The sequence below is a fragment of the Bradyrhizobium sp. WU425 genome, from assembly GCF_021052305.1.
GTDB lineage: Bacteria > Pseudomonadota > Alphaproteobacteria > Rhizobiales > Xanthobacteraceae > Bradyrhizobium > Bradyrhizobium canariense_D.
In genome coordinates, this window is sequence record NZ_CP088089.1 from 6985331 (window position 1) to 6998483 (window position 13153).

At 59.4% G+C, this 13153-nt stretch carries 10 protein-coding genes and 1 tRNA gene; 3 read left to right on the forward strand and 8 right to left on the reverse strand.

What is annotated here, in order from left to right; translation table 11 throughout:
- Window positions 1–351: 351 nt before the first annotated feature.
- Genes BcanWU425_RS33445 through BcanWU425_RS33460 form a run of 4 tightly spaced genes read right to left on the reverse strand, consistent with a single transcriptional unit; the run spans window position 352 to window position 5830 of the window.
- Window positions 352–1065 carry a hypothetical protein gene (locus BcanWU425_RS33445; RefSeq protein WP_204513396.1) on the reverse strand — a complete coding sequence of 238 codons (714 nt, stop codon included), beginning with the start codon at window positions 1063–1065 and terminating at the stop codon, window positions 352–354.
- A 10-nt stretch (window positions 1066–1075) separates the two neighbouring features.
- Window positions 1076–2227, reverse strand: coding sequence for a hypothetical protein (locus BcanWU425_RS33450; protein ID WP_204513394.1), 1152 nt, complete (start codon window positions 2225–2227; stop codon window positions 1076–1078).
- The gene (locus BcanWU425_RS33455; RefSeq protein WP_231189419.1) at window positions 2224–4515 is read right to left on the reverse strand and encodes a sensor histidine kinase; all 2292 of its coding nucleotides are present in this window, start codon (window positions 4513–4515) and stop codon (window positions 2224–2226) included. Before BcanWU425_RS33455 ends, BcanWU425_RS33450 begins: the two co-directional genes overlap by 4 nt.
- A 37-nt stretch (window positions 4516–4552) precedes the next feature.
- Entirely contained in the window at window positions 4553–5830 is a 1278-nt protein-coding gene (locus BcanWU425_RS33460; RefSeq protein WP_204513391.1) for an Eco57I restriction-modification methylase domain-containing protein, read from the reverse strand.
- Between the two features lie 206 nt (window positions 5831–6036).
- On the opposite strand from BcanWU425_RS33460, the gene BcanWU425_RS33465 reads away from it, so the two are divergent.
- The 3 genes from BcanWU425_RS33465 to BcanWU425_RS33475 all read left to right on the forward strand — a co-directional run bounded on the left by BcanWU425_RS33465 (window position 6037) and on the right by BcanWU425_RS33475 (window position 8702).
- Entirely contained in the window at window positions 6037–7173 is a 1137-nt protein-coding gene (locus tag BcanWU425_RS33465) for a DNA cytosine methyltransferase (RefSeq protein ID WP_204513390.1), read from the forward strand.
- Window positions 7174–7320: 147 nt separating this feature from the next.
- The gene (locus BcanWU425_RS33470) at window positions 7321–7704 is read left to right on the forward strand and encodes a very short patch repair endonuclease (RefSeq protein WP_326956100.1); all 384 of its coding nucleotides are present in this window, start codon (window positions 7321–7323) and stop codon (window positions 7702–7704) included.
- 922 nt (window positions 7705–8626) lie between these two features.
- A tRNA-Ile gene (locus tag BcanWU425_RS33475) sits at window positions 8627–8702 on the forward strand.
- Window positions 8703–9355: 653 nt separating this feature from the next.
- Here BcanWU425_RS33475 and BcanWU425_RS33480 read toward each other — a convergent pair.
- From BcanWU425_RS33480 to BcanWU425_RS33495, 4 genes are all read right to left on the reverse strand, one after another.
- Entirely contained in the window at window positions 9356–10651 is a 1296-nt protein-coding gene (locus BcanWU425_RS33480) for a DUF4365 domain-containing protein (RefSeq protein ID WP_231189421.1), read from the reverse strand.
- Between the two features lie 198 nt (window positions 10652–10849).
- The gene (locus BcanWU425_RS33485) at window positions 10850–11170 is read right to left on the reverse strand and encodes a UvrD-helicase domain-containing protein (RefSeq protein ID WP_204513387.1); all 321 of its coding nucleotides are present in this window, start codon (window positions 11168–11170) and stop codon (window positions 10850–10852) included.
- The gene (locus tag BcanWU425_RS33490) at window positions 11167–11487 is read right to left on the reverse strand and encodes a 4Fe-4S dicluster domain-containing protein (RefSeq protein ID WP_204513386.1); all 321 of its coding nucleotides are present in this window, start codon (window positions 11485–11487) and stop codon (window positions 11167–11169) included. Before BcanWU425_RS33490 ends, BcanWU425_RS33485 begins: the two co-directional genes overlap by 4 nt.
- On the reverse strand, window positions 11484–13112 hold the full coding sequence (locus BcanWU425_RS33495) for an FAD-dependent oxidoreductase (RefSeq protein WP_231190976.1): 1629 nt from the start codon (window positions 13110–13112) through the stop codon (window positions 11484–11486). The genes BcanWU425_RS33490 and BcanWU425_RS33495 overlap by 4 nt, the downstream gene beginning before the upstream one ends.
- Window positions 13113–13153 lie beyond the last annotated feature (41 nt).

Sequence of the window (13153 nt, forward strand, 5' to 3'; positions counted from 1 at the left end):
CGCGGCCGTGCCGCCGCGCAGGTCGAGCCTGAGCGGGACACCCTCGTAAGCGCCGAGCTCGTTCGCAGCCGTCCGACTACAACGTACTGTGAACCGTCATACTTTAGAAGGATGCGGGGCCAGGGAGCCGTACGGCCACGAATTGCGACGCCGCCACGACAAGCGCTGCTCCGTTGGCCAGAACAGACCAACCCGTTCACAAACAGTGGTCTAGGCGGCGATCGCGTCGGGCGCATTGTTCGGCGTCGTCGCGCAAAACCTACAAGACGAGGTTTGCGTTCCGGGGCTACAGAGCGGCGCATGCGGCCCGGCAATCTGCAAGCACTACGCTGGATCCTGAACGGCTCCATACTATTGCGGATAGAGATCGAAAGGCTGGGCAGGCGTAGCCTGCAAGCTGACCAGAGGTGCAGTATCGTTCTCGGCGTCCAACCAGCCACTGTATTTCTGCAAGACCGCCTTGAGCCGAGTACGTTGGCTGGCGGGAAAGGTATGCAGCTGAGTCCGACAAGTGATCTTGGAACGCTCTCGCCGCCAGCTCTCTTGAAACACTTCCATCAGCGTGAACTCGAGAATGTCGAGTGGATGAGCAAAAAAGGAAGGCAAGCGCGGCAGCTCCTTGACCTCCCCGACGAACTGAATGTGCAGCGTCGGATGTCCGGCCTTGTTGGGATGGACGTCGAAATGGCACTCTGTACAGTCGCTGTCACCTTCCTTCCACATCAGCTTGATGCAAGTCCCACCCGAAGTTACGATCATGCGGCCGTTGTCGTCCTCAGCCAAGTGGCCTTTGAAGTTGAACGAAACTTCAGCCACGAGCTCTTTTGCGAACTCGCCGTGACTGCGATAGCTCTTGCTTGGGCGTGTCCTGATGGGCTGGGCGGCTTCGCCTTGGCCGGTACCCCACCGTATGCTGCCGTCTCCCTGTCTTGCGTTCGCCACAGCCGTAGCCAGTAGCGCCTGCAAATCGTCCAATCGCCTGTGGTTCGCCAAAAACCTGGAACTGGCCTTTGAAAATGCACTCAGGTCGCTTTGCATCAGCTTCACGTCGAATACCACAGGCAAAGAAAGCTCCTCAAACCAAGTCGTTCGGATCAGCCATTGCCGTGAGCACGGGATCGGCTTTCACTTCTGCTTTCAGCATCCAAGGCTCCAGCGCTTCAGCTGGCCAGCCGGGCGGATGAACCTGGATAGCTTCCTCGATCGTCCCGATCTCCGACTCAAGAAGGTCTTCATCGCAAATCACGACGTGAGACGATGACGGCTTCAGCTCTCCAAATTGAAATCCGGGAACGGCCAATCCCAGTCCTTCGAGCCGTGTGCCGCTTTTCGCAGTCGCCTCATCCAACAACCAGACGAGTTGGTCTATTCCCGGGCGCCACCAACGCCGACCCATCAAGCTCTCCAGGGGACCCGTGTACTTGGCTCGTTTCAGTTCGGCCAACCAATCGGTCGATGGCGCAAGATCTGCTATCTTCCTGAAATCCTCGGCCGATATTCCCAGTGCCCAAGCGGCATAGAAGTCGGACAAGAAGACCCCAGGATACGGCAGCGCCTTATGGCATAACCATCGCATGATCTGGGATGCCCCACGAGCCGACTGGGAGGTGCCCTCTTCCGTTTGATCAACAGGGGGTCTTGCATTCTGCAGCTCCTCCCCAGCCTGTTCCGACCACACACAGTCTGTGGGCGCGTTCAGGATTTGAAGGATTTCATCCAGGCTGGCGCCGTCGTTCCCGACTCCATCTCGTATTTCTTGAAAGGCCTCTGCCAAGTTGGCCAGACGTTGTGTGGCTCGCTCATCGTTCTTGAACAGAATCCACTCTACGTCGAGAGCCGGGGCCAGCCGATGCTCCCGATTGACGAAGGATCCCTCGACAGGGAGCGCCGGTCCAACGGCTGGAACTTCGTTGGCAAAGACCTCGACATCGTTCGTGAACATGATGATAGGCGCGAGCGGCTGCTTGTTGAAACGCGACCAGGAACGAAGATGCGATACGAAGCTCGAGCCGTCTTGAGCATCCAGCGAAATCGAAATAGGAGTGTCGTGGAATTTTTGGTCGAGCAATATAAGGCATGCCTCGCCGACCAATTTCGACATCAACTGTGCGAACACTTCTCGGTCGGATTTCGGATCGACGACTTCTAACGCGTATCCGTCCGGGATTTTAGGTCTGACTTCGTTCTCGTCGTCGTCGATGGCGAGAATCAGCGGCGGCTTGCTCATGATGTTGGTATCCGGGCCTCGATAGCTGTGGCAAATCCTCTGGAAGGCGAAACGAATTGAATGCCTCCACCGTACTCGTCGAGAAGGCTCTTAGTGACAGTCAGACCCAATCCCATCCCCTGTCCCAGCGATTCTTCCACTTCCGAGGTCGACGATCGGAATGGTTCGAACCATCTGTCGGCGATCTTCAGATCGACTGCATCCCCCGTGTTCTCGAAGCGCACGACCAGTTCGCCATCATCAGTCGTGGCAGAAACCTTGATCAGCCCGTTCTCGCCCGCGAATTTGATCGCATTACTGAGGAGGTTGTTGAAAACGGCGGAGACTTCGGCCGGAAACATCGCGGGTGTTTTTGTGTTTGCAGGAATGTTGGTCTTGATTTCAATTCTTCTCTTCTCAATTGAAGATTTGTGAAAATCAAGGACCTTCTCGAAGCGCTCCAGCAGCGGTTGCTTCGACCTGCGCCGTCGGCCTTCGATACCGGTCATGTCGGCCAGATAGACGGCATTTCGGCGAAGTCTGTCGCGAATGTCACGGCAATCCTTGGCGACCGCGCTGATGCGCCGCGACAGCTTCTGGTCCGTGATCGACTTGGCGAGGCCTTCCAAACTCTGAGCGATGCCCTGCGACAGGATCGCCAGCGCATTGACCTCGTGAATGAACGCCGCCTGCTCCAGCCCCATCGACGCAAGGACGCGATACATGGTCGCTTCGGAAGCGCCCTCCTCGATCAGTTCCTTGGCCGAGGACAGAGTCTTCTCCACGGAGGAGATCGTTTGTTGAACCGCATCGGTATCTCCGCGGGCCAAAGCCGCGCGGGCTTGCCTCAACGAGCCGATGGCATCGCTCTGCATGCTGTTGACGAGATGCGAGGTCGGCGCCTGTGAAGCAGGAGAGGCTGGAACGGCTCTTCTCTGTCGTTCCTGCTCCTGCTTGCGCGCCTGCGTCAGCACCATTCTGGCCGAGTAGTTCTGACGGATCTGGAGATCGATACCAAGCCTGACCATGTCACCGATGAAGTCGAACTCTGGGCCGGGAAGAAAGCCTTCCCGGTTGACGAGCATTTTCAGGTCGCCTGCATGCGCCCGTGTGAGAAACACGGCCCCGAACCACATCTTGTTGCCTTGAAGCGTCAGCGCCTCGTTGGGATCGCCGTCGGGAAGCTTCCAGTCCGAGAACCTGCGCAGTCGTCCGAGTTCGCCTCTGCCGCGCGAACGATAGTCACGATCGAGATCAAGCCAGTCGTCGGAAGGATCGCCGTATGGCAGAACCCGAAATCCCTCGTAATACATTCTGATTCCGGCCAACGCCGCCGGCCACGCCGTGTGTTGGCGCTGAAGTATTCGCGCCTGAAAACCGACCGCCGGTGCATCCTTGTCGAGCTTGCGCTTGAGCTGAAAGGCCTCGGCGCCCGGAAACTCCTTGCGAGTGGCCTTGGTCGGCAGGACCGCCAACTTCAGCATCCGGTCTTCGGCACCGCAGTCGATTTCGATGACCCAGGCGGCGCTTTCGATGGAGCCCGGAATGTCGGGTTCTCTCTGCAGGAACTCGCCGGCAAACTCGATCTTGAAGCCCGCCTCGCGCTGGGCATCGCGGACGTTTACGACCGGAAGGATGGTACGCCCCTCGACCAGCCCCTTGGGGAGGGGCTCCACCAAAGCAGCAGGTGGAGTGAGAGTGATGACCTCGCGGAAGAACCTATCGAGCGTCCTTGCGCTCCAGGCGCGACGCAGTTTTTTCAATATCAGGCGCGTTCCGGCGGGCCTTCCCTTCAATTCCTGTTGGGGCAGTTCGTGAGTCGCGACCGACTTCGATTTCGCGACCTGCTGCAAGGTTTCCAGCCTCTCGACGCCGTCCCAATCGATCGTGGCTCGGGCACCTTTTCCGGCAGGAAAGCCAGTTTCGAGATTTCGTTTCGCACCGTTCCACTTGCGGGATACGATTTCGAGATTCCGCGCAAGCTTGTGGGCTGCAAGGCGACCGACGCCCTTTTCTCCCGTGAATCTTCGCTTGAACCAAGGGGACCGTCTGTCGGTCGTGTTTTTCGTCCGTCCGGCGATACGAAGGAAGCCCTTCTCGAAATCCTCGACATCCATGCCGATCCCGTCGTCCTCGACGATGATGCTGCCCTTCTCCGGGTTCTCCAGGTTGGTGCCGAGGATCGTAACCTTCGTTGCATCGGCATCGTACGAGTTCTTCACGAGCTCGACGACAGCCGTCGAGTCGCGCCCGACGAGCAATTCGCCCAACTCACGAAACAGCTTGGTGTCTACCGTGAACTCTGCCATCGCAAGCCAAAAGATTCCGCATCAAAACGATAGAAGGCTAAGCCAACTCTATACTGTCGAGAAAACGCTTGTAACATCTGAAATACCCGCCCTTGACCCTCGGGGCGATCTTCTCGAGAGCAAGGGCCAAGCCCCCATCTCGCAATTCTTCGTGCAGCTCGTGGATCATTCGCTCTTCGTCTGCGAAGATTGCATATACACCGTGCGAAGGGATTGAACCGGAGCGATCAAGAGCGAGACGCGGGATTTTCGCCAGCTCTGGTACCAGCAGTTTAGGCCGCTCCCAGCCGGAAGCAAGGACCTTGTCGATCGGGCTGTACCAAGCTGCTCCATTGATGACGATGGCCCGCTGCGTCAACTTCGGTCTGAAACGACGCAACCGCGCGGACAGAAGCGGGTATCTTTCGAGCTCCCGCAGATTTCCGCTGGAATCGTGCATTGCGACGATGCGCTTTCCCTTCGAGCGAATGCTTCCTTCTTGGATTTCGGCTGCCTCCACCCACGGGCGCAGCAGTTCGGGCTCGACATCGTTCTCGTCCGCTCCCAGAACGAACGCCGCCGTGTGCCCGAGTGCGGGGCCGACCCGGACCATGAACCCGGCTTCGCGGATCGTGTTCGACTTCGACCGTCGAAGCTGCCGGACTGGCTTGCAACGGGCGGCTATCAGGATACTCGGATAAGCGTCCACATCCTTCACGAACGCGTTGGAGGAACACAGCTGATGCTCCGAGGAGATGAGGAGCTGAGGCAGCCACTTTTGTCGGAAAGATTCCGCAAACGCCATGAAGCGCCATCGATCGGAGCAAAGGAAGCCGCATTTTCCAGCGAGAGCGAGCCGGCTGAGTGCCATGTCCAGGAAGGGAAGAAACAGGTCTCCGCCCGTGAATTCCTTGGCGACGCTCGCGTCGTATTCGGCCTTGAGTTGCGGCGGAATCTTCGACCAGCGGACGTAGGGAGGATTTCCGACCACGTGGGTGAAAGACCCGCCTGCCGGCGGGGTGAGAAGGAAATCACCGCAGGTGACCCATCTGCGAGCCAGTGCATGGGCAGTCGCGGAACGAACTTTCAACTCTCTGAGCGCCCGCGCGATCCTGGATCGAGCGCGCCCGGCCTCTCTTGGGTGCAGCTCGAACGATGCGATACAGCGCGCCAAGCTCCCCACTGTCGGCTTGAGCCCGAATTTTTTGCAAGACAATACCAATCGACGGGCGGCTTCCACCACGAAGGCTCCGTCACCAGCAGCCGGCTCCAGCAGCCGCTTCTGGAAGAGCTTTACCCGTGGTACCCAGCCGACCTCATCGAGAATCGATGCCACAACCTCCGGTTTGGTGTAGATTCCACATCGATCGTGGAGTTTCTGTACCTCCACTCTCCGTGGGACCGCTGATCGTCGAGGGCCGGGCGTCTCAGATAACTGTCGATGACTGGCCTCTTGCATGCATTATCCGGGTGATTTCTCTGGACGGTCTTTCCTATGGCCGTAAATAGTGTATCGCTGCAAGCTCTTAACAGGTTAACAAGATGCCGATTGCGGGACTTTTTTCGGGCATAGGGGGATTCGAGGTCGCTTTCGCTCAGGCTGGCTACCAGGCGAAGCTGCTTGCAGAGATCGATCCTGCCGCCCAATTGGTGCTCAAAGAGCACTTTCCGGACGTGGCTCATTTCGGGGATGTGGCGAGCATCGAGGCATTGCCGTCGGACACCGAAATCTTGACCGCCGGGTTTCCGTGCCAGAATCTCAGCATGGCAGGAGACAAGACCGGGATCCGAGGCAGCAAATCGACAGTTGTCGAGCGGATGTTCGAGCTGATCGAGAAATCCCATGTGCCGACGGTCGTCATCGAAAACGTCTACTTCTTGCTCCAGCTCGATCGCGGCAACGGCATGCGTTGGCTCGTGGAGCAATTCGAACGCCTGAACTACTCCTGGGCCTACAGGGTGCTTGATAGCATGGGATTCGGGCTGCCGCAGCGCAGGCGCCGTGTGTATTTGGTAGCAAGCCGCAAGCTCGATCCGAGAGATGTCCTGTTGGCCGACGAGGCTGTTGCTCCCCAGCCTCCCGAGCGGACGCTTCGGCAGCCCTTGGGCTTCTATTGGACCGAAGGACGATCGGGCATCGGATTGACGGTCGACGGCATTCCCCCATTGAAGGTAGGGTCGTCGCTTGGGATTCCCTCAGCCCCCGCGGTTTTGTTTCCTGACGGGGAGGTCCTGATGCCGAGTCTTTCCGCCTGCGAACGCCTTCAGGGGTTTGCTCGGGGATGGACGCACGCGTCGACGCAGCATCCAGGAAGAAGGGCCGAATGGCGATTGGTGGGCAATGCCGTATCCGTTCCAGTGGCACATTGGGTCGCTCAGCGCTTGAAATCTCCCGGCAAGCATCGAGAATTCGCGGAAACGCCCATTCGTGAAGGCAAGATGTGGCCGGATGCCGGATGGAACGTCGGGCAGGGGCGCGTCGGCGCGGTCGCGAGTGACAGGCCCATTACTGCGCCCCAGAAATCCATTTCCGATTTCCGGGACGGCACCTGGACGCGCCTATCGGATCGCGCCTTGGATGGGTTCATCAAACGCGCCGAGGAAGGCGGTCTTTGGGTTCCCGAAGGATTCCTGGAGGCGCTGCGAAGCGCCGCAAGAAAGATACCGCGAGCAGCGTAACCTTCGGTCGGCAGCAGTATGCGGCCCATGGCTTCAAAACAAAAATCGAAAAAAGCGGCGGCGAGGAGACCTGGCGCGTTCGAGCCGATATCGCCAGCCAGATCCGCCCTCATGTCCAGGATTGGACCAAAGAACTCTCGTCCGGAGATGGTGGTGCGGCGGATCGCCCATCGGCTAGGCTACCGATTTCGATTGCATCGACGCGACTTGCCAGGAACGCCCGATGTCGTTTTCCCAGCCCTGAAGCGAGTGATTTTCGTGCACGGATGCTTTTGGCATCGTCATCGGAATTGCTCGCGAACGACCAGCCCCAAGACGCGCGCCCGTTTCTGGGCTGAAAAATTTGCAACGAACATCGCCCGAGACAAGAGAAATGTCAGGCTGCTTCGGCAAAGCGGGTGGCAAATCCTTGTCATTTGGGAATGCGAAACCCTCGACCCCGATCGAGTAACCAAGCTTTTGGTGGCGTTCTTGCGGCCGGATGGCCGCAAGGGCCGACCATGGGACAAGCGAACCGAGCCGACGCAATGAGGATTCCGGCGTCTCGGTCCTTCAAATTCTCGAGCAACAGACGGTCGATCTGCCGCGGACAGCCATTTCGTGTACTGCATCTGAGCCTTGCGGCGCGGTGATCGCCTCAATGAAGCAACTGCAGATTAGCTAACGTATCCCAAATGAACACGCCTGCCTGACAGCTCGCGGCAGCGCATGCCCATCCGGCAGCCCGAGCGTTCAGTCTGCCTTGTTCCTTCAGCGCCTCGGGATACGGGCCGCTACCGTCCCAGTTCGTGCCTGCAGTCAGATTTGGGATCTTGACGATTGCCGATTTGGCCCAATTGACGGACGCCAAGCATGTGCAAGCCACCGTGCCCACAGACAGCAGAAATTTCAGAAAGCTAACCCAGTCCATCGCTTTTCAGCACCATCGACGACGATGCGAATGGCTGATAGCCGATCACAGCGTTTTTGCAAGATGGGAAGGTGCTGATGTCGGCCGAAATTGTTCTCGACTGAATGCGCGACGCGCTCGCGCAATGTCGACATGGTTGGGGCCTGCTGCTGTAAACACGAATGGCTTGCAGCACGCCGAAAACTATATACTGCTGCTCGGGTGCCATACAGCACTGGAACGGGCAGTTGACCGCCACTGACGTGATTCGCCGCCAATGTCCGTCCCGACGCGACACCGCCGATCACCTTGGCTTAACGATCGAACCGTCTCGCGTGCGGTGTCCCGGCTGCACCATGACGGCATTCTCGGCTTCATCGGCAATACGCCACGCGAGATTATGATTTTCGACCGGGAGCGGCTCGCGAGCTTTGACCTGCAAAGCTGAAGGCGGACTGAGTTCAAACACTTGGCCGTGTAGACGATCCTGGGATTGCCCGAATAGCTGCTTCCCTGTAAACGATCCCCGCACGCCGTCTGCCGCATTTGGCGGTCTTGCGCGGCGGGCCTGTAGCTCAATGGTTAGAGCCGGCCGCTCATAACGGTCTGGTTGCAAGTTCGAGTCTTGCCGGGCCCACCATTATTGTTGTTGTTATGCGGGCACTTTGAAAACGACTCGATTTCCGCTTTAAGAACGACTCGATTTCATTTTGAAAACGACTCGATCTCACATCCCCCTGACGCGGCTAACGAATTTCTCCTCGCTTTTTTCGCCGATTTTTGACTGCCAAGAAATCGAGGGGGGTCTGTTTGGTGGCCGAGGCGGCTTTCAGTATCTCCGTTTGACGGCTTGGGTGGCAGATGGAGGGCGACGGTGGCAGTCGGACATGTTGTCAGTAGCGACGTCGCCCCGACCGGAGGCGAGCACCCGGCGCATTTCTCCGCATCAGGCTGCTTTCAAGCATCGGCCTCTACCCGCAGGGAACCATCAAAAGCGGCAAAGGCATCTGTCACCTGGATGAGCAACTGGCCTTCGTCGCGGTTCAGACCAACGAACAACGAAACCACGCCTACTGGTCAGAACTGACGTTCTTCGCTTTTGAAGAAATACGATTCCTCTCCGCGCTCCTTCTGTCGATGAGACCGGATTTCGGCATTCTGCGCCTCTACCCTGGCGGCGCCCACGTCACCGAAGTGGTTTCTGATGAACTGGACCTGCACCAGCTCGCCAAAGATCTCGCGAGAAGCGCCGGCTCGACTGTCGCAGTTCCTCTCATTGGAGGCAGGCCTTATTCAGTGTCTGACCAGAAGATTGACCATACGCTTTATAGAAAGCTCTTCGGGAACGGCCATGGGCATCTGGATCGGTTCGAGCGCCTCGAAGTGTAGCGGCCCGTTCAAGGACTGTCCCTGCAAGAGCAGGTCACTTTGCTGTTGTCCCGCACCGGTCAGCAGATAGCGCCACATCAAGAACTGACCCCGCACTGCGCCGTTCTTCTCCATCTTTTTTTTGCCGGCTAGGAGGTTGCTTGAGAAGTTGTGCGGCCGGTATCCGTCGCGGGTGAACACGAACGTGGGTGTCACTGTAAGAAACCAGTCGTCGCCGATCCGGTGGAACCGAGGAACGAAGGCGTGGTGTCTAACGCTTCCAACCATGCCATCCTTCTTCCGAACCCAAGGGGCCACGACCAAGGCGGACGTCTCGTTGATCAATGATCGATAGCAATACTTGAACCCCTTGTTCATCGCCTTGGCTCGGAAGTAGAGGGCTTTGCTGTCCCGGTCGAAGGAAAGCTTGTCCTCGAATTGGACGCGCACCGTCCGCCCCAAAAGCTCGATGAAGGCGTTCTCGTCACAGATATCGTCGGAAGCCGAGATGGCCGTGGTCTCTACGGCCTCGACGGTCCCCTCGTCGAGCACCTCCATCAGCGGAGTGCTTTCGGGATCCCGGAAGGATATAAACCGCCGATCGCGGATGACCCAATCGAAGGGCGCGTCCGCATCCACTTCGGCCAAGGCATCCCGGCCGGAGGCAAACAGCGATGTCGCGACGAAAATCTTCTCCGGCAACACGACGTTGATCATGTTGATGTGCACGCCCTCCCCGGACAACATTGGCGGGACATAGGTACCGAGCTTGTCGCGTTCGATGCAGAGCGAGGCGATCCGGTCCGCCGCCGACTTGTCGAAGCGGTCGGCCTTCTTGTCGAAACATAACCGCCGCGGCTCAGACGCGGGCCCGGCATCGACCTGCTTCCAGTACATCTCATTGCTACTCAGACGCACCAGGACGATGATCACCGGGAGGTTCGATCCGCGCCAGTAGTTCAGGTCCGCCGGCTCGAGCAGATACTCAAACTTGTTATCGTCCTCGCGGGTGTAGCGACCGTTCTCAGTGGTCTTGACCTGCGCCCCGATCCATTTGGCCAACGTGCGCCCGGTGCGCGGATCCCGAAGCTCCAGCATGCCGTCCACGCCGGTCTCAAGACGTCCTTTCTGGTCGAACGCAAAGCCTATCGACATGGCGCGCTCCCCAGCCAGGAGTTCACCCCGCTCGCCGATTAGTTGATTTTGGGAAAGTTTCTTCATCCCCGGATTGTAGGGAACAGACCGTGACTCGCCATCCCGGATTCTACGGTCTCCCCGTGTTTCTGACGGCTAACCCGCCTCAGACGTCACCGTTGAGCAGGAGAACGCTTGTACCCCCTCTTTTTGCCGACGACGCGGGTCTTTGACCGGCCCAGCCTTACTCGCCAGGCTCCCGCTGCGCCGGCTCGAGGTGAGCAATCAATTCGCTGGGCTGGCCGTTACGTCGGCCGCGAGGTTCGACGTGAAGGTCGTGAACAGCACCCGGCCGTTCTGGTCATTGCGTTTAGAAATGAGATCGGACAGCCAGCGCGCACGGTGCATAGCGACGACGGTCTTACCGGTACCAGCGCCTCCGCGGACGAGAACGGCACCATTCCAAGTCCGCTGGACCAACTTCCGTTGAGAGGGATGCAGGAAGATGCGCCAAAAATCCAGCGGTTCGTCGAGCATCCGGCGGAGTTCGTCGTCTTCGACCAGCCAGAAAGTCCGGCGACTCTCCGCCGTCGAGCCGCCACTCATTGACCAAACAGGAGATAGCTCTGGTCGATGCCACGGCGATCCCGGGTCTCCTCGGTCCAACCGACAGCTCGGCGATAGCTTCCCATCGCCGCCGATCGCTTGAGCACCGTGAGGTCCACGAGCTGATTCTCATCGGCGAAGGGGGAGACCCAGAGCGCATCTTCGGGACAATAAAGCTCGCATAGGAAGCAGGTCTGGCAGTCGTCCTGACGGGCAATGACCGGAATCCCATCCGTCTTGTCGAAGACATTGGTTGGGCAGACGTTGATACAAATATCGCACGATGTGCAGCGTTCCGCATCGATGACCTCGATCATTCCGCGGCCTCCGCATAGGCGGTCTCGGGGTGGGGCCGAACCGAGGTCCAGACATCGTCGAGACCGCCTGTCGTTACATAATGACGCTGCTGCGCATCCTGGTCAGGGAAATCGTCGCGGCGGTGCATACCGCGAGTTTCCTGACGCGCCAGCGCGCTGCGGTACATCCACCTGGCCGTCGCCAGCATGGCCGCGCTTTCGCGGGCCCGCAACACATCGGCTCCGGTCGCCGCATCCGCGTCCGAGACGCCGAGCCACGCCGCGTCGAGACGCGCCAGTGCTCCATCGAGGCGTGCCCCATCGCGAAAGTAGTTCAGTTCATATGGAAAGACCTCGTCCTGAACCGCTCTTGCGAGCGCCGCGGGTTCGAACGGGCGCAGCGACCGGTTACGAAGGGCGACCGTGCCCGCAGATGACAGTTTTCGCCTGGCGGTCTTACCAAGCTGCTTGGCGTAGTCGGCGGCGCCCTGCCCCGCCCAGCTTCCCGATGACATAGCCCAAGCCGCATTGTGGCTGCCGCCGCCGGTGAAACCGCCGCAGATCAACTCGCGCGTCGCGGCATCGCCGGCCGCATAGAGGCCCGGGACACTGGTCGCACAACTGTCGTCAACGATCCGGAGCCCGCCGGTGCCGCGTACCGTGCCCTCGAGCCTAAGCGTGACCGGAAAGCGATCGTTAAACGGGTCGATGCCGGTGCGATCGAATGGCAGGAAGAAGTTCGGCTGCGAGGCACGCATCTGGTGCTGCACGTCATCCGCAGCCTTGTCGAGCCGCGCATAGACCGCGCCCTCGAGCAACGCTCTGGCAATAGCCGAGCGCCCAGCCTTCGAGGCCGCGCCGGGGACAACGCTGCCATCTTCATAGGTAAAGGTTGCCCAACCGTAGAAGAGGGTCTTGGTTACCGAACCGAAGGCCGGGGAAATTGCATATGGATTCGAGAACTCCATGCTGCTGAATTCAGCGCCAGCCTCCGCCGCCATAAGGTAGCCATCACCGGTCAGGACATTCGATCCCAGGGTCTTGCTCAGGAACGCGCAGCCGCCTGTCGCAATCACGACCGCCTTGGCCCGCACCGTCCAGCGATCATGCTTCTGCCGGCGCAGGCCGCTGGCACCAGCAACGGCGCCATTGTCGTCCACGAGCAGTTCGAGCGCAGGACTATGATCTAGAATGGTGACGCCAGCCTGCTTGGTCCTCTTGCGCATCAGGCGCATGTATTCTGGGCCCTGCAGCGAGGTGCGCTGCGACTTGCTCTCGTCATTGGTGGGATAAGGATAGCCCCAATCGGCGAGCCGGCTGCTCTGCTGGTAGGTCTGCTCGAGGACGCGCGCCATCCAACGGCGGTCTTGGAGCTGTCCGCCCAGCTTCTCGCGCTTGGCCATCGCCGCCTCGCGCAACGCAGGATCCGGGCCGACGTACCACACGCCTGTGCCGGCAGCAGCTGTAGCCCCGGACGTGCCACAAAAACCCTTGTCTGCCAGCACAACGCGCGCCCCGCGTTCCGCCGCACTCACCGCAGCCCAAGTGCCCGCAGGTCCGCCGCCGAGGACCAGCACGTCGGCGTCGAACTCAACCGATCCCGGCGGGGCGGACACGCGCTCGGCGCGATGGGGTTGGCTTGTCATCGTACACTCCTCTAAGCGGAACAATCTCAATTGCGCGCTGC

Excerpts from the sequence above, each read along its gene's own strand:
- BcanWU425_RS33450 (WP_204513394.1), bottom strand. The coding sequence starts at position 2,227 with ATGAGCAAGCCGCCGCTGATTCTCGCCATCGACGACGACGAGAACGAA.
- BcanWU425_RS33455 (WP_231189419.1), bottom strand. The coding sequence starts at position 4,515 with ATGGCAGAGTTCACGGTAGACACCAAGCTGTTTCGTGAGTTGGGCGAA.
- BcanWU425_RS33465 (WP_204513390.1), top strand. The coding sequence starts at position 6,037 with ATGCCGATTGCGGGACTTTTTTCGGGCATAGGGGGATTCGAGGTCGCT.
- BcanWU425_RS33470 (WP_326956100.1), top strand. The coding sequence starts at position 7,321 with ATGGTGGTGCGGCGGATCGCCCATCGGCTAGGCTACCGATTTCGATTG.
- BcanWU425_RS33480 (WP_231189421.1), bottom strand. The coding sequence starts at position 10,651 with ATGAAGAAACTTTCCCAAAATCAACTAATCGGCGAGCGGGGTGAACTC.
- BcanWU425_RS33485 (WP_204513387.1), bottom strand. The coding sequence starts at position 11,170 with ATGAGTGGCGGCTCGACGGCGGAGAGTCGCCGGACTTTCTGGCTGGTC.
- BcanWU425_RS33490 (WP_204513386.1), bottom strand. The coding sequence starts at position 11,487 with ATGATCGAGGTCATCGATGCGGAACGCTGCACATCGTGCGATATTTGT.
- BcanWU425_RS33495 (WP_231190976.1), bottom strand. The coding sequence starts at position 13,112 with ATGACAAGCCAACCCCATCGCGCCGAGCGCGTGTCCGCCCCGCCGGGA.